Annotated in this window: 17 protein-coding genes, 1 tRNA gene and 1 pseudogene; 14 read left to right on the top strand and 5 right to left on the bottom strand. The window is 64.4% G+C overall.

Annotated elements, in window-relative coordinates:
* From AWC07_RS18030 to rdgB, 7 genes are all read left to right on the top strand, one after another.
* Entirely contained in the window at window positions 1-972 is a 972-nt protein-coding gene (locus AWC07_RS18030) for a PLP-dependent cysteine synthase family protein (RefSeq protein WP_085105180.1), read from the top strand.
* Between the two features lie 102 nt (window positions 973-1,074).
* Window positions 1,075-1,743, top strand: a complete 669-nt coding sequence (locus AWC07_RS18020) for a rhomboid family intramembrane serine protease (protein WP_036413149.1) — start codon at window positions 1,075-1,077, stop codon at window positions 1,741-1,743.
* Window positions 1,740-2,555 carry a glutamate racemase gene (gene murI / locus AWC07_RS18015; protein ID WP_036413147.1) on the top strand — a complete coding sequence of 272 codons (816 nt, stop codon included), beginning with the start codon at window positions 1,740-1,742 and terminating at the stop codon, window positions 2,553-2,555. The genes AWC07_RS18020 and murI overlap by 4 nt, the downstream gene beginning before the upstream one ends.
* A gap of 70 nt (window positions 2,556-2,625) precedes the next feature.
* Entirely contained in the window at window positions 2,626-3,399 is a 774-nt protein-coding gene (locus AWC07_RS18010) for a cyclic nucleotide-degrading phosphodiesterase (RefSeq protein WP_036416662.1), read from the top strand.
* 603 nt (window positions 3,400-4,002) lie between these two features.
* Window positions 4,003-4,782: a ribonuclease PH gene (gene rph / locus AWC07_RS18005; protein ID WP_036416660.1), complete on the top strand. Its 780-nt coding sequence runs from the start codon at window positions 4,003-4,005 to the stop codon at window positions 4,780-4,782.
* A gap of 268 nt (window positions 4,783-5,050) precedes the next feature.
* Window positions 5,051-5,650: a DUF4395 domain-containing protein gene (locus AWC07_RS18000; RefSeq protein ID WP_244187624.1), complete on the top strand. Its 600-nt coding sequence runs from the start codon at window positions 5,051-5,053 to the stop codon at window positions 5,648-5,650.
* A gap of 33 nt (window positions 5,651-5,683) precedes the next feature.
* A complete protein-coding gene (gene rdgB / locus AWC07_RS17995) occupies window positions 5,684-6,286 on the top strand; it encodes an RdgB/HAM1 family non-canonical purine NTP pyrophosphatase (RefSeq protein ID WP_139829763.1) in 603 nt (200 codons plus the stop codon).
* Here the strand turns inward: rdgB and AWC07_RS17990 are convergent, their stop codons facing one another.
* Window positions 6,287-6,640, bottom strand: a complete 354-nt coding sequence (locus AWC07_RS17990; RefSeq protein ID WP_036416656.1) for a DUF3817 domain-containing protein — start codon at window positions 6,638-6,640, stop codon at window positions 6,287-6,289.
* The gene (locus tag AWC07_RS17985) at window positions 6,637-7,014 is read right to left on the bottom strand and encodes a hypothetical protein (protein WP_036416653.1); all 378 of its coding nucleotides are present in this window, start codon (window positions 7,012-7,014) and stop codon (window positions 6,637-6,639) included. The genes AWC07_RS17990 and AWC07_RS17985 overlap by 4 nt, the downstream gene beginning before the upstream one ends.
* Before the next feature lie 203 nt (window positions 7,015-7,217).
* Between AWC07_RS17985 and AWC07_RS17980 the strand changes: the two genes are divergently transcribed.
* Window positions 7,218-7,301: transfer RNA gene (locus tag AWC07_RS17980), tRNA-Leu, on the top strand.
* 150 nt (window positions 7,302-7,451) lie between these two features.
* Here AWC07_RS17980 and AWC07_RS28890 read toward each other — a convergent pair.
* Window positions 7,452-7,910, bottom strand: a pseudogene (locus tag AWC07_RS28890) (acyl-CoA dehydrogenase family protein).
* Window positions 7,911-7,945: 35 nt separating this feature from the next.
* Window positions 7,946-8,326, bottom strand: a complete 381-nt coding sequence (locus AWC07_RS28885; protein WP_244187623.1) for an acyl-CoA dehydrogenase family protein — start codon at window positions 8,324-8,326, stop codon at window positions 7,946-7,948.
* Window positions 8,327-8,405: 79 nt separating this feature from the next.
* Here AWC07_RS28885 and fabG point away from each other — a divergent pair, with 79 nt between their 5' ends.
* The 6 genes from fabG to AWC07_RS17945 all read left to right on the top strand — a co-directional run bounded on the left by fabG (window position 8,406) and on the right by AWC07_RS17945 (window position 13,950).
* Entirely contained in the window at window positions 8,406-9,149 is a 744-nt protein-coding gene (gene fabG / locus AWC07_RS17970; protein WP_139829762.1) for a 3-oxoacyl-ACP reductase FabG, read from the top strand.
* Window positions 9,146-10,357 carry an acetyl-CoA C-acetyltransferase gene (locus AWC07_RS17965; RefSeq protein WP_036416649.1) on the top strand — a complete coding sequence of 404 codons (1,212 nt, stop codon included), beginning with the start codon at window positions 9,146-9,148 and terminating at the stop codon, window positions 10,355-10,357. Before fabG ends, AWC07_RS17965 begins: the two co-directional genes overlap by 4 nt.
* A 2-nt stretch (window positions 10,358-10,359) precedes the next feature.
* Window positions 10,360-11,571, top strand: a complete 1,212-nt coding sequence (locus tag AWC07_RS17960) for a CoA transferase (protein ID WP_036416647.1) — start codon at window positions 10,360-10,362, stop codon at window positions 11,569-11,571.
* The gene (locus AWC07_RS17955) at window positions 11,564-12,757 is read left to right on the top strand and encodes an acyl-CoA dehydrogenase family protein (protein ID WP_036416644.1); all 1,194 of its coding nucleotides are present in this window, start codon (window positions 11,564-11,566) and stop codon (window positions 12,755-12,757) included. Before AWC07_RS17960 ends, AWC07_RS17955 begins: the two co-directional genes overlap by 8 nt.
* Before the next feature lie 4 nt (window positions 12,758-12,761).
* Window positions 12,762-13,469 carry a GntR family transcriptional regulator gene (locus AWC07_RS17950; protein ID WP_036416641.1) on the top strand — a complete coding sequence of 236 codons (708 nt, stop codon included), beginning with the start codon at window positions 12,762-12,764 and terminating at the stop codon, window positions 13,467-13,469.
* Between the two features lie 121 nt (window positions 13,470-13,590).
* Window positions 13,591-13,950: an Rv1352/Rv1906c domain-containing protein gene (locus AWC07_RS17945; RefSeq protein ID WP_084293648.1), complete on the top strand. Its 360-nt coding sequence runs from the start codon at window positions 13,591-13,593 to the stop codon at window positions 13,948-13,950.
* Here AWC07_RS17945 and AWC07_RS17940 read toward each other — a convergent pair.
* Window positions 13,947-14,744, bottom strand: a complete 798-nt coding sequence (locus AWC07_RS17940) for a TetR/AcrR family transcriptional regulator (RefSeq protein ID WP_036416637.1) — start codon at window positions 14,742-14,744, stop codon at window positions 13,947-13,949. The two genes, AWC07_RS17945 and AWC07_RS17940, sit on opposite strands and share 4 nt — an antisense overlap.
* Between the last annotated feature and the right edge of the window lie 168 nt (window positions 14,745-14,912).

Below are 14,912 nucleotides of genomic sequence, written 5' to 3'. Positions count from 1 at the left end.
ATGACGCGATACGACTCGCTGCTACAGGCCCTGGGCAACACCCCGCTGGTGGGTCTGCGGCAGCTGTCACCGCGATGGGCAGACGAGGCCGACACAACCCACGTGCGGCTGTGGGCCAAGCTCGAAGACCGCAATCCGACCGGATCGATCAAAGACCGGCCAGCGCTGCGAATGATCGAACAGGCCGAACAAGACGGGCGGTTGTCGCCGGGCGCCATCATCATCGAGCCCACCAGCGGCAACACCGGTATCTCGCTGGCGATGGCGGCCCGGTTGAAGGGCTACCAGCTGATTTGCGTGATGCCCGAGAACACCTCGATGGAACGGCGTCAGCTGCTGGAGCTGTATGGCGCGAGAATCATTTTTTCGCCGGCCGAGGGCGGATCCAACACAGCGGTGGCCACCGCCAAGGAGCTTGCCGCTGCCAACTCGTCGTGGGTGATGCTGTACCAGTACGGCAATCCGGCCAACACGGACGCGCATTACCGCGGCACCGGTCCCGAGTTGCTGGCCGACCTGCCCGAGATCACCCATTTCGTCGCCGGCCTCGGCACCGCCGGCACGCTGATGGGTACCGGCCGGTTTCTGCGCGAGCGGGTTCCCGGCATCCAGATCGTGGCGGCCGAGCCCCGCTACGGCGAGGGGGTGTACGCGCTGCGCAACATCGACGAGGGCTTTGTCCCCGAACTGTATGACCCTGAAGTGCTGACGGCGCGATATTCGGTCGGCGCGCGCGACGCGGTGCGCCGCACCCGTGAGCTGGCGGCAGCCGAGGGCATCTTCGCGGGCATCTCGACGGGCGCGGTGCTGCACGCCGCACTCGGAATCGCGGCCGATGTCTTCCAGTCGGGTAACCGCGCCGACATTGCCCTGGTGGTGGCCGACGCAGGGTGGAAGTATCTGTCCACCGGCGCCTACGCCGGTAGCCTTGCTGATGCCGAGAACGCTCTGGAAGGGCAGCTGTGGGCATGACCCGCGCCGGCGACGATGCAGAGTGAAACGATGAGGAGGAGCGGCGCCAATGACCGGCGCCGGCGACGATGCAGAGTGAAACGATGAGGAGGAGCGGCGCCAATGACCGGGCACCTGCGCACACCCGCGAAGCAGCCGGAAAAGCGGTCGCGCTGGATCGTGGGCGCGGCAACCATCCTCACCTTTGTCGCGCTGCTGTATCTCGTTGAACTGATCGACCAGTTATCGCGGCATTCGCTGGACGTCAACGGCATCCGGCCGCTGAAAAGCGACGGATTGTGGGGCATCGTTTTCGCGCCGCTGCTGCATGCCAACTGGGCACACCTGATGGCCAACACCATCCCCTTACTCGTGTTGGGATTCCTGATGACGCTGGCCGGATTGTCGCGGTTCGTCTGGGCGACGGTGATCGTGTGGATCCTGGGCGGCTTCGGCACCTGGCTCATCGGAAATCTGGGCAGCAGCTGCGGTCCGACCGACCACATCGGAGCGTCCGGGCTGATCTTCGGCTGGCTCGCTTTCCTGCTGGTGTTCGGGATTTTCGTCCGCAAGGTCTGGGACATCGTCATCGGTTTGGTGGTCTTGTTCTTCTACGGCGGCGTCCTGCTGGGCGCCCTGCCGAGGCTGGGTATGTGCGGCGGGGTGTCATGGCAGGGCCATCTGTGCGGTGCGCTCGCCGGCGTGGTGGCGGCATATCTCTTGTCGGCACCGGAGCGTAAAGCGCGCGCACTGAAGAAGGCCGGCAACCGGCAGTTGCGTCCCAAGACATGAGCTCGCCGTTGGCGCCCGTCGGAATCTTCGACTCCGGCGTCGGCGGATTGACCGTCGCGCGGGCCATCATCGACCAACTGCCCGACGAAGACATCATCTACGTCGGTGACACCGGCAACGGCCCCTACGGTCCGCTGACCATCCCGGAGATCCGCGCACACGCGTTGGCCATCGGCGACGACTTGGTCGACCGAGGTGTCAAGGTATTGGTGATCGCCTGCAACTCGGCGTCCGCGGCCTGCCTGCGGGATGCGCGGGAGCGATATGACGTGCCCGTCGTCGAGGTGATCCTGCCGGCCGTACGCCGCGCGGTTGCGGCCACCCACAACGGTCGCATCGGGGTGATCGGCACTCGCGCGACCATCACCTCCCACGCCTACCAAGACGCGTTCGCCGCCGCGCGCGACACCGAGATCACCGCGGTAGCCTGCCCGCGGTTCGTGGATTTCGTCGAGCGTGGCGTCACGAGCGGCCGTCAGGTGCTGGGGCTGGCGGAGGGTTACCTGGAGCCGCTGCAGCGTGCCGGGGTGGACACCCTGGTGCTCGGTTGTACGCACTACCCGCTGCTGTCCGGACTGATTCAACTGGCCATGGGAGACCACGTCACGCTGGTCTCGAGCGCCGAGGAGACCGCTAAAGAAGTTCTGCGGGTGCTGACCCAGAGCGACCTGCTGCGCCCGCACGATGCGCCGCCGGCTACCCGCATGTTCGAAGCCACCGGCGACCCGGAAGCGTTCACCAGGCTGGCGGCGCGATTCCTCGGGCCGGCGATTACCGGTGTGGAAGCCGTTCGTCATCCGCCTGTCAAATAGCGTCACGCGAGATTCTGCTGACCTATTGCGGCAATGTTTTTCTCATCGCGGTAATGGGCATGGCACAGTAGTGTCCGTGCGAATAACCGTGCTCGGATGCTCCGGCAGCGTCGTCGGTCCGGATTCAGCCGCGTCGGGTTATCTGCTTCGGGCTCCGGACACACCGCCGATGGTCATCGACTTCGGTGGCGGTGTGCTCGGCGCACTGCAACGACACCTGGATCCCGGGTCGGTGCATGTGCTGTTGTCGCATCTGCACGCGGACCACTGCCTGGATATGCCGGGCTTGTTCGTTTGGCGCCGCTACCATCCATCGCCTCCCGCGGGCAAGGCATTGTTGTACGGCCCGAGCGACACCTGGTCGCGCCTGGGGGCAGCGTCGTCGCCCTACGGCGGCGAGATCGACGATTGCTCGGACATCTTCGACGTCCGCCACTGGGTGGACGGCGAGCCGGTGACGTTCGGCACGGTCACCGTGGTGCCCCGGGTCGTGGCTCACCCGACCGAGTCCTACGGCCTGCGCTTTACCGATTCCACTGGCGCGTCGTTGGCCTACAGCGGCGACACCGGCATCTGTGACCAGCTCGTCGAGTTGGCTCGCGGCGTGGACGTCTTTCTGTGCGAGGCCTCCTGGACACACTCCCCGGACCGTCCGCCGGACTTGCATCTGTCCGGCACCGAAGCCGGAAGGGCCGCGAGGCGGGCCGGCGTCCGCGAGCTCCTGCTGACCCACATTCCGCCATGGACATCGCGCGAGGACGTCATCAGTGAGGCCAAGGCCGAATTCGACGGACCCGTACACGCCGTGGTGTGCGACGAGACTTTCGAAGTCCGGCGGGCCTGAAGCTCGCTGGCGAAGGCGGTGGTTCGGCGCCGATGAGCACACCGGCCGAGGGTCAGCGCTTACGAGACCTCAAGCTGCTGCGGCGCGCTCGCGACAGGATGGACCGCGAGTATGCGCAGCGGACGTCACCGGGGAAGGGAATTGGCGCGGCGTTCCCGTCTGGTCGCGCGATGCCATCATCTGCACCAGTGAGACCTACACGTCTCAGGTGAAGGCGACCTTCGCCAAGGGCGCGTCGCTGGCCGACATGGCAGGTTTGTTCGATGCCAGCCACCACGGCAGCACCCGGCGTGTAATCGACATTGGCGAGGGCGATGCCATTTGACGAAGAGGCATTCATAGCGCTCATTCGCGAGGCGGTGCAGCTGAATACCCGCGACTGAGCGATCCGGATACAGCCGGTCCGCACGAGTGTGCGTCCATGGTTTCCAGCGTGTACACAGGGCGGCCGACACGGCGTCGGGGCCGACCTGAGCGCATACTCGAAGCCCTGGACGCACACTCGGAGGGCAGGGCTTGATTGCCCGCCTCCTCAACGCCTTCTAGGTAACTTCGGTCTAGGCGCACTCGGACGCACCAGGTCGGCGGGCTAGGGTTGGCGTCGTGTCCAAACGAGAAGACGGCCGCCTTGATGACGAGCTTCGTCCGGTGGTCATCAGCCGCGGGTTCACCGAAAACCCTGCAGGCTCGGTGCTGATTGAATTCGGTCGCACCAAGGTCCTGTGTACCGCCAGTGTCACCGAGGGGGTTCCGCGCTGGCGCAAGGGATCTGGTGTGGGATGGCTCACCGCCGAGTACGCAATGCTGCCGTCGGCTACGCATACTCGCTCGGACCGCGAATCGGTCAAGGGGCGAGTCGGTGGCCGCACCCAGGAAATCAGTCGACTGGTCGGTCGGTCGCTGCGCGCGTGCATCGACCTGGCGGCCTTGGGGGAGAACACCATTGCGGTCGACTGCGATGTGTTGCAGGCCGACGGCGGTACCCGCACCGCGGCCATAACTGGTGCTTATGTGGCGCTGGCGGACGCAGTGACTTACCTGGCGGCGGCCGGCAAGCTTTCCGATCCCCGGCCGTTGTCGTGTGCGATCGCCGCGATCAGTGTGGGGGTGGTCGACGGCCGGATCCGGGTGGACCTGCCGTACGAGGAAGATTCTCGAGCCGAGGTCGATATGAACGTTGTCGCCACCGACACGGGGACTCTGGTGGAGATCCAGGGCACCGGCGAGGGCGCGACGTTCCCGCGGTCGACGCTGGACAAGCTGCTCGACATGGCGCTGGGCGCTTGCGACAAATTGTTCGCCGCTCAGCGGGAGGCGTTGGCGCTGCCGTATCCAGGTGTCCTGCCCGAAGGACCGCCACCGCCGAGAGCATTCGGAAGCTGACCCCGGTAATCCACCAATCGAACACTCAAGCCTCAATGGCCGGGGTGTTGGCCAACTTAACAAACAGCGCGTCGTTCATGGATCCTATGTCTTTGCTGCCGATCACCGGCAGTGCGGCGCCGCGCGGCTTGGTTGGCCGTAGCGTTTGCCATTGTCATCGACTCAATGTGCTCAATGCGGCTGGCTAGAGGCGCGCACAATACCGTTATGGTAAGCTTCTCGACGTCCAATTGAGTTTTGTCAAAACTAATTGTTTTAGGATTAATTGATGGCCAGTCGGCAACTCCCACTTGAACATGCCTTTCTCAACCATCCATGGTGGGCAATGGGACAGATGACGCATGCACATGCGGAGCCGCGCATCAACGAAACCGCAACCCGCGCAAGAGCGGGTTTGCTGAATATTATCTCCGCAATCACGATCGCATTATTGCTGATGCGTCCGGAAACCGATCCGGTGATCATTGTTGGTCCGCTCGTGCTTTTTGATATGTTGGCTGCGGCGGCTACCGGATTAACTCCATTCAGCCCTACCGGCATTCTGGGCACCGCATTGACAATGGGCATTCGTCCGGTGTGGAAACCAACGCGGCCGAAGCGGTTTGCTTGGTTACTCGGTGCCAGTTTAGCGGCGACATGTCTTGCCATGCGGCTGTTCGGCGCGTCGCCCGTAGCGATGGCGGCTGTTGTTGCGGTCTGTTTTGTCCTGACGTGGTTGGAGGCCACGCTGGGATTTTGTGTGGGCTGTTATATGCACAAATTGATCTGGGGTTGTGAAGACTGCGAAATCCCTTATGTCAGGGGAATAGCACCACGACCAGCAATAAACCAGGAAAGTCCAGCAATCAATCTGGAAAGTCGCGCGTAGGCCCGGGGCCGTCACGACCATGTTTCGGATTGATTGGTGACCAAGCTGCTGGTTGCCAGTCGCAACCCCAAGAAGCTGGCCGAACTGCGCAGGGTGCTCGACGGTGGCGGATTGTCGGGGGTGACATTGGTGTCGCTCAATGACGTCGCGTCATTCCACGAGACACTCGAAACCGGCGCGACATTCGAGGACAACGCGCTGGCCAAGGCGCGTGCCGCGTTCGCTGCGACTGGCCTGGCCAGTGTCGCCGACGACTCCGGTTTGGAGGTGGCGGCGCTCAACGGCATGCCCGGGGTGCTGTCGGCCCGGTGGTCCGGTACCCACGGCGACGACGCCGCCAACACCGCCCTGCTGCTGGCCCAGTTACGCGATGTACCCGACGAGCGGCGCGGTGCGGCATTCGTCTCCGCTTGCGCATTGGTCTCGGCGTCCGGCGAAGTCGTGTTGCGCGGCCAGTGGACCGGCACGATTGCGCGGGAGCCACGCGGTGACGGCGGGTTCGGCTACGACCCCGTCTTCATTCCCGACGGCTATGAGCGGACCGCGGCGCAGCTGAGCCCTGAGGAGAAGGATGCGATGTCGCATCGCGGCCGCGCGCTGAGGCTGCTGTTGCCGGAGTTGGTAGCCCTCGCCTAGCTAGAGGTTGTAGCGCGCCTTGACGTCCCTGGTCTGGAAATGTTCGACGATGATGCCCAGTAGCGGGATGGTGCCGGCGAGCAGGACACCGACTGTCTTGCCGATCGGCCAGCGAACCTTGACGGCGAGATTGAAAGCGGCCAACACGTAGACGAAGTAAACCCAACCGTGCACGATCTCGATCCAGCGGATCTCGTGGTGGAAGACCAGGTGGGAGACCAGTTCGTAACACAGGGCGATGAGCCAGATACCCGTCGTCCACGCCATCACGCGATAGCCGAGCAGTGCGGTGCGGATCTTCTCCGCGGGAAAGATAGTGCTCTGCTGCGTTTCGGGTGTCTCGGGCGTCGTCATGCGGTGTTCCTGTTCCTGTTCTGCCTCTCGGCATCGTGCTTCGCGAGTTCGGCCAAGTATGCGTTGTATTCCTGTAGTGCCGGATCGGTCGGCTGTGGCGCGGGCTTGGGCGGTTCGGGCAACAGTCCGGCTGGTATCTCGGTCATGGAGTTTCGCGGCTCCGGCGGTACCTCTTCATAGCGAACGAACTTGCGGTACGCGTAGATGCAGAACCAGGCGAACATCGGCCACTGCAAGGCATATCCCAAATTCTGGAAGGTGCCGGACACCGACTGGAATCTGGTCCACTGCCACCAGCCCAAGGCCAGGCAGCCGCAGGCGGCGAAGATTGCCAGGGCGATCAGCGCGGGCCTGCGACGATGCGTAGTCGACACACTTAGACGGTACCGCGACGATGCGTCATGACTTGGGTCCGGCGAACTCGCCGAGACGCGCGGCCGTGACCGTTACCCAGGGGCCGGCCGAGCAGCTAGCTGTATGCACCCGTCGGCAGGCCAGAGAAGTCGTGATGAATCCAAGGTGTGAAGGACCACTGACGGACTCGCCTGGCGCGCCGGGCGGTACGATCGGCAACGCTGCGGGCGTGGCGGAATTGGCATACGCGATGGTTTTAGGTGCCATTGCTCGAGAGAGCGTGAGGGTTCGAGTCCCTCCGCCCGCACCCTTGCGTTGATGTTGGTTGACGCCGTACGGCTTACAGTTGACCAGTCGGCTGGATCGCCCGTCCCGGGGTGAGGTGCATCCGGGAGACAGGCGATTCCGCACTATCCCGTGATGTGACGCGGCTAAGCACGAGCCTCATTCGAAGTGGTTAGCGCTGCGCCGCTCGTACCAGGTTCGACCCGACGATCAGCCGCTGAATCTCGCTGGTGCCCTCGTACAGTCGCAGCAGCCGAACATCGCGGTAGATGCGTTCCACCGGGACGCCACGCATGTAGCCACTGCCACCATGAATCTGCACCGCGAGATCGGCTACCTTGCCGGCCATTTCGGTGCAGAAGAGCTTCGCCGCCGACGGCGCGATACGGCGGTCGCCTGACACCCACAGCCTGACACCCACAGCCGCGCGGCATCACGGACCAGCGCGCGTCCGGCCAGCACGCCGGTCTGCTGATCGGCCAGCATCGCCTGCACCAACTGGAAGTTCCCGATCAGGGTGGCCACCCTGCGTCGCCGTGGTGGCATAGGCCACGGATTCGTCGAGCGCCCGCTGAGCCGTGCCGACCGCGATCGCGGCGATATGCACCCGGCCGCGTGCCAACGACGTCATGGCAGCTCGATAGCCGATGTCCTCACTGCCACCGATCAGCGCGCCGGCGTCGACCCGGACGTCGTTGAAGTTGACGTCGGATGTCCAGGCCAGCGGGCTTTCTGCTCGCCGGTGCCGAAGCCGACCAGTACCTGCCCGGCGATGCCGTTGTTGGTGCCGAACATCGACCGCAACGCCAGTGAGGTGTAGCCCAATTCCATGGCCAGTTCGACGTCCTGCGGCAGGTCGAGGCCAAGCCCGCCCCACTCTTGTGGAATGGCGTAGCCGAACAGTCTCATCCTCTTGGCATGCTCGCGCAGGTCGTCCGGCACCCGATCGTTGTCCAAGATCTCCTGCTCACGTGGGATCACGGTGGTGCGGATGAAGTGACGGGTCTGGGCCAGGATCTGCTGAAAGTCCTCGTCGTTGACTGTCACGGGCATCGTCCTCGTCATATATGAAATATAATATTTGATACGGTGAGTGCCCGGCTACGGGCAGGACAGTGAGGAATAATTGATGTCATTGCTGAACGGTCAGACCGCAGTGGTCACCGGCGGCGCCCAAGGACTGGGCTTGGCCATTGCCGAGCGATTTGTTGCCGAGGGCGCGCGCGTCGTGCTCGGCGATGTGAATCTCGAAGCGACCGAAGCCGCGGCCCAGAAGCTGGGCGGCGACGGCGTCGCCGCGGCCGTGCGGTGCGACGTGACCAAAGCCGACGACGTCCAAACGCTCATCCGCACGGCCGTCGAGCTTTTCGGCGGTCTTGACGTCATGGTGAACAACGCCGGCATCACCCGAGACGCGACCATGCGCAACATGACCGAGGAGCAGTTCGATCAGGTCATCAACGTGCACCTAAAGGGCACCTGGAACGGCACCCGGTTGGCGGCGGCCATCATGCGCGAAAACAGGCGGGGCGCAATCGTGAACATGTCCTCGGTGTCGGGCAAGGTCGGGATGGTGGGCCAAACCAATTACTCCGCGGCTAAAGCCGGGATCGTCGGGATGACCAAGGCCGCCGCCAAAGAGCTTGCCCACGTGGGTGTTCGAGTGAACGCGATCGCCCCCGGGTTGATTCGCTCGGCGATGACGGAAGCCATGCCGCAGCGCATTTGGGACCAGAAGTTGGCCGAGGTTCCGATGGGCCGGGCCGGCGAGCCCAGCGAAGTCGCCAGCGTCGCCTTGTTTTTGGCCTCTGATCTGTCCTCGTACATGACCGGCACCGTGCTGGATGTCACCGGCGGGCGGTTCATATGAAGCACGCTGTCATCTGTGAGCCGGTCCGAACGCCGATCGGCCGCTACGGCGGAATGTTCAAGTCGCTCAGTGCCGTTGACCTCGGCGTCGCGGCACTCAGCGGGCTGCTGGAGCGCACCGGTCTGCCGCTCGATGCGGTGCAGGACGTGATCCTGGGGCACTGCTATCCCAGCAGTGACGCACCGGCCATCGGCCGGGTGGTCGCACTGGATGCCGGGCTGCCGGTCACGGTTCCCGGTATGCAGGTTGACCGCCGCTGCGGTTCGGGCCTGCAGGCCGTGATCCACGCCTGCCTGCAGGTGAGCAATGGCGACAACGACCTCGTCATCGCCGGCGGCTGCGAAAGCATGAGCAATGTCGCGTTTTATTCCACCGATATGCGCTGGGGTGGCGCCCGCGGGGGCATCCGGGTGCACGATGCCCTGGCCCGTGGCCGCACCACGGCCGGGGGCCGGAATTATCCGGTGCCGGGCGGAATGCTAGAGACCGCCGAGAATTTGCGCCGCCGGTACGGCATTTCGCGGCTGGAGCAAGACGAGCTCGCGGTGACGTCGCATCAGCGCGCGGTGGCCGCCCAAAAAGACGGCGCCTTCGCCGAGGAAATCATTCCAGTTTCGATAAGTACCCGCCACGGCGAGGAGCTGATCGGCACCGACGAGCATCCTCGCGCCGACACCACGCTGGAATCGTTGAGTAAGCTCAAACCTGTTCTGCTGAAACAGGATCCGGCGGCTACGGTAACAGCCGGCAACGCCAGCGGCCAAAATGATGCGGCATCGATGTGCGTGGTGACCACGCCGGCCAAGGCCGCCGAGTGCGGCTTGCGGCCGTTGGTCCGGTTGGTGTCCTGGGGGCTGGCGGGGGTGGCGCCCGACATCATGGGCATCGGTCCGGTGCCCGCGACCGAGGCCGCACTCGCCAAGGCGGGCCTGCGGCTGGCCGACATCGACCTCATCGAACTCAACGAAGCTTTTGCCGCACAGGCGCTTGCGGTGATGCGGGAGTGGAACTTCGGTGCCGCCGACCGGGAACGAACCAACGTGCATGGCTCCGGCATTTCGTTGGGTCATCCCGTCGGCGCGACCGGCGGCAGGATGCTGGCGACCCTGGCGCGTGAACTGGACCGCCGCCAGGCGCGCTACGGCCTGCAGACCATGTGCATCGGCGGGGGTCAGGGGCTGGCCGCCGTCTTCGAACGGGTCACATAGACATGCCCGGTCCCGCGTTGCCGTTGAGCGGTATCAGCATCGTCGAGGTTTCCAGCTTCGTGGCCGCACCGCTGTGCGGCATGACGCTCAGTCAGCTTGGTGCACAGGTGATCCGAGTCGATCCGATCGGTGGCGCTGCTGACGTGCAGCGCTGGCCGCTCGCGGCGACCGGAACGTCGATCTACTGGACCGGACTGAACAAGGGAAAGCGTTCGGTGACCGTGGATCTGCGCTCGGCGGAAGGACAGCAGCTGGTACAGCGGTTGGTCGTCGAGGGCGACGGCATCGTCGTGACCAATGCCGGCTTTCCCTGGCTCAGCCACGAGCTGCTGGCAGCCCGGCGTTCCGACGTTGTCCACCTCCAGCTACTCGGGCGGGGCGACGGCTCAACTGCGGTCGACTACACCGTCAACGCGGCCATCGGTTTCCCGCTGGTCACCGGTCCGGTCGGCCATGCCGGCCCGGTCAACCACGTGCTGCCGGCCTGGGACGTCTGTTGCGGTCTGTATGCCGCGCTCGCCGTCGTCGCTGCGGTGCGCCGCCGCGACCAGACCGGGATGGGGGCTCGGGTCAGTCTGGCGCTGGAAGACGTTGCGCTGGCGACGGCTGGAAACCTGGGGCTGTTGACCGAGCCGCAGGTCAATGGGACGCAACGGCAGCGCCTGGGCAATGCCGTCTATGGCCAATACGGCCAGGACTTCACCAGCTGCGACGGGGTCGGGTTCATGGTGGTCCTGTTGACGGGACGCCACTTTCGCGATCTGGTCGATGTAACCGGTACCGGGGCGGCGGTGTCGGCACTGGCCGAGGCGCTGGGCGTGGACTTCGCCGCCGAAGGCGACCGGTACCGCTACCGCGATGTCCTCACGGGCCTTTTCGCGACCTGGTTCGGCGACCACACCGCCGACGAGATCATTGCCGCGCTGTCGGGTACCACCGTGCTCTTCGAACGCTACCGCAGCTTCGCGCAGGTAGCTGCGTGCCCGAAAGTGACTGCCAACCCGCTGTTTTCCCTACTGCACCAGCCCGAAGTGGGCGATTATCTGGCCCCCGGCATGCCGACGGCGTTCGATGGCGCCCACCCGGCCAGCACACCCGCTCCGGCACTCGGGCAGGACACCGCGCAGGTGTTCACCGAGTGCCTCGGACTGACGGCCGCCGATATCGCGCGATTATCGAGCGCCAAGACGATAGGAACACCAGCGCATGACTAAACTTGCCCAGACCCTCGGGCTGACCGAGCTGCAAACCGAAATCATCACCACCGTGCGGCAATTCGTCGACAAAGACATCATTCCCAACGCGCCGGAGTTAGAGCGTGCCGACACCTACCCGCAGGCCATCGTCGACCAGATGCGTGCCATGGGTTTGTTCGGCCTGATGATCTCCGAAGAATACGGCGGACTGGGAGAGTCGCTGCTGACTTACGCCTTGTGTGTCGAAGAGCTGGCGCGCGGCTGGATGAGTGTGTCCGGTGTGCTCAACACCCACTTCATCGTCGCCTACATGCTGCGTCAGCACGGCACCGACGAGCAGCGGCAGCGCTTCCTGCCGCGGATGGCCACCGGCGAGTGCCGCGGCGCGTTCTCGATGTCCGAGCCGGAACTGGGCTCCGACGTCGCCGCGATCCGCACCCGGGCCCGCCGCGATCCCGGTGGCGACTACGCCATCGATGGCCAGAAGATGTGGCTGACCAACGGCGCCAGTTCGACGCTAGTGGCGGTGCTGGTGCGCACCGACGAAGGCGCAGCCAAGCCGCACCGCAACCTGACCGCGTTCCTCGTCGAAAAGCCCACGGGTTTCGGCGAAGTGGCTCCGGGCTTGGTGATCCCCGGAAAGATCGACAAACTGGGCTACAAGGGCATCGATACCACCGAACTCATCTTCGACGGTTATCGGGCACCCGCCGACGACATCCTCGGCGGCGTCCCCGGGCAGGGCTTCGTCCAGATGATGGACGGCATCGAAGTCGGCCGGGTGAACGTTGCGGCGCGAGCCTGCGGTGTCGCCATTCGAGCCTTCGAACTCGCGGTGCGGTACGCCCAGCAACGCCATACCTTCGGCAAGCCGATCGCCGAGCACCAGGCAATCGCTTTCCAGTTGGCCGAGATGGCGACCAAGGTCGAAGCGGCACACCTGATGATGGTCAACGCGGCGCGGCTGAAAGACTCGGGCGAGCGCAACGACGTCGCCGCCGGAATGGCGAAATACCTGGCCAGCGAATACTGTTCGGAGGTCACCCAGCAAAGCTTCCGCATCCACGGCGGTTACGGATACTCAACGGCCTACGAGATCGAGCGGCTGATGCGCGATGCGCCGTTCCTGCTGATCGGCGAGGGAACCAGCGAAATACAGAAGTCCATCATCAGCAAGCGGCTGCTCGACGAGTATCGGATGTGAAGCGATGACTGTCCCGGATTTCGCTGCGCGGCCCCAGCTTTCCGACGACGTGGCGAATTTTGTCCGCAAGAGGATTTACGAGGGCAGCTACGCCGCGGGCAACTACATCCGCCTCGATCAGCTAGCCGCGGAATTGGGAATCAGCGTGACACCGGTGCGTGAGGCGTTGTTCGCGTTACGCGCCGAAGGATTGGTCGCCCAGCAGCCGCGACGAGGGTTTGTGGTGTTGCCGGTGACCAAACGCGACCTCGCCGACGTCGCCAACGTGCAGGCGCACGTGGGCGGCGAGCTGGCGGCGCGGGCCGCGATCAGCATCAGCGACCAGCAGTTGCGTGACCTCAGGCAGATCCAGGCGCAGCTCGAGGAGGCTTACGCCGCCCACGACGACGAGCGGACGGTCCAGCTCAACCATGAGTTTCACCGGGCCATCAATATTGCGGCCGACTCGCCGAAGCTGGCGCACTTGATGTCTCAGATCACCCGTTACGCACCCGAATCGGTGTTTCCCGGCATCGAGCATTGGCCGGCCCGGGCAATCAAGCATCATCGCCGGATACTGTCCGCACTGGCGAAGCACGACGACCAGCTGGCCCGCGCTGCCATGGCCGACCATCTTGCCGCCAGCGCAATCCCGTTGATTGACCATCTGATTGCGCGTGGGGTGGTGGCAGAAAGTGGAGGGCTCGGCGCGTCGCGGCGGGGCGAGGGTTAAGTCGCGTGATTCGGCGCAACCCGGTGTTGGCTGGGTATAGGCTGCCGCTAGGCCGGCCCGGATGAAGCCCAGATGGAGCCCGGATCGAGCCCTGATTGAACCCTGATTGAACGAGGACGAAATGCCCCATGCACCTCGAGCCTCCGCCGCAGTGGTTGCCTGCGTGGCCGTGATGTCGCTCGCGTCACCGGCCCGTGCCGAACCGGGCGACGTAATCCCCGGCGATGGAGTTTTTCTGGTGGGGATTGACATTGCACCAGGTACTTACCGCACTGAGGGACCATCGAATCCGCTTATCCTGGTGTTCGGCCGGGTATCCGAGCTCTCAACCTGCTCGTGGTTGATGCACGGCACGCCTGCGGCCAGCGCTGAGGACATTGTGAACTCGAATACCTCGATGGGTCCGATGTATGTGACGATCCCGGCGACGGTCGCGGCTTTCGAGACGAGAAACTGCAAACTTTGGATGCGGGTCTCCTAGCCTCGATCCGTGGATGGGCCGGCCTTGGCCCGTCTTCTCGGCGCGGACGACTTGGCCGTTTTGCGTTGCGGTGAAGCCGATTTGGCTGCTATCGCCCGTTCCTCGATCAACCGGCTAGCGTGGTCGAGGATGCAGTTGAGGCCGTATTCGAAGTTGGCCTCGTCAGGGGTCGCGATGCGGTGTCCCTTCCCGGTGACTCGGGCAATCAAGGGTGTGGTTTGCGGGTCGATCTCCATAGCGTCTTCCAGCGCGCGCGGCCCGCTGTCGGCGGACTGGTGCTTCTCGTTGAGCCGATGCAGCACCACCGACCCGCGGACGTGAAGCGAGACCGCGGCGTAAGTGTCGAAGGCGTCCTCGGGAGACAGACCTGCCTGCACCAGATTCGCGATGGCCCGCTCCATCTCCTGGGCGCCAAGCCGGGCGGCCCTGGGACTGAGCGCCGACCGGATCAGGATCAGATCGCACAGTATCGGGTTGCCCATGAAGGTCTTCCGCATCAGCCGGGCATGATTGCGTAAGGTCTCCCGCCAGTCGTCGGCCTCCACGTACGGGGTGGCAAAGACGTACTTGCTCAAGGCGCGATCGGTCATCGCGTTGAGCAGATCGTCCTTCTTGCGGAAGTACCAGTAGATGCTGGTGACGCCTACTCCAAGATGTTTGCCGAGCAGCGGCATGCTCAGGTTGTCGATGGACACCTGTTCTGCCAGTTCGAATGCGCCGGTAATGATGTCGTCTGGATTGATGGACCCGCGTTCGCGCCGCTGACGCTTGTCGGCGGTTGCCTGCTTTGCCACTACGCGGTTACCTCCATCGAAGATCTGTGTTGGGTACGCGGTCCTGGTCGTGCCGCCGCTCAGCCTGACCGGCACTGCTTCGGGCGCCTTTACGTCTGCTACTGTAATACCTATCGTAGGCTTTTTGGTATAAGCGGCTGGGCGGGGCGAGTATGACCGGGCTGAGGC

It is taken from the genome of Mycobacterium gastri (assembly GCF_002102175.1).
Classification (GTDB): Bacteria; Actinomycetota; Actinomycetes; order Mycobacteriales; family Mycobacteriaceae; genus Mycobacterium; species Mycobacterium gastri.
This window is presented reverse-complemented; position numbering and strand designations above follow the sequence as displayed.

What these genes read in the sequence shown, in the direction of transcription:
- AWC07_RS18030 (WP_085105180.1), top strand. Translation starts at nt 1, where the DNA reads ATGACGCGATACGACTCGCTGCTACAGGCCCTGGGCAACACCCCGCTG.
- AWC07_RS18020 (WP_036413149.1), top strand. Translation starts at nt 1,075, where the DNA reads ATGACCGGGCACCTGCGCACACCCGCGAAGCAGCCGGAAAAGCGGTCG.
- murI (WP_036413147.1), top strand. Translation starts at nt 1,740, where the DNA reads ATGAGCTCGCCGTTGGCGCCCGTCGGAATCTTCGACTCCGGCGTCGGC.
- AWC07_RS18000 (WP_244187624.1), top strand. Translation starts at nt 5,051, where the DNA reads ATGGCCAGTCGGCAACTCCCACTTGAACATGCCTTTCTCAACCATCCA.
- AWC07_RS17990 (WP_036416656.1), bottom strand. Translation starts at nt 6,640, where the DNA reads ATGACGACGCCCGAGACACCCGAAACGCAGCAGAGCACTATCTTTCCC.
- AWC07_RS17965 (WP_036416649.1), top strand. Translation starts at nt 9,146, where the DNA reads ATGAAGCACGCTGTCATCTGTGAGCCGGTCCGAACGCCGATCGGCCGC.
- AWC07_RS17960 (WP_036416647.1), top strand. Translation starts at nt 10,360, where the DNA reads ATGCCCGGTCCCGCGTTGCCGTTGAGCGGTATCAGCATCGTCGAGGTT.
- AWC07_RS17955 (WP_036416644.1), top strand. Translation starts at nt 11,564, where the DNA reads ATGACTAAACTTGCCCAGACCCTCGGGCTGACCGAGCTGCAAACCGAA.
- AWC07_RS17950 (WP_036416641.1), top strand. Translation starts at nt 12,762, where the DNA reads ATGACTGTCCCGGATTTCGCTGCGCGGCCCCAGCTTTCCGACGACGTG.
- AWC07_RS17945 (WP_084293648.1), top strand. Translation starts at nt 13,591, where the DNA reads ATGCCCCATGCACCTCGAGCCTCCGCCGCAGTGGTTGCCTGCGTGGCC.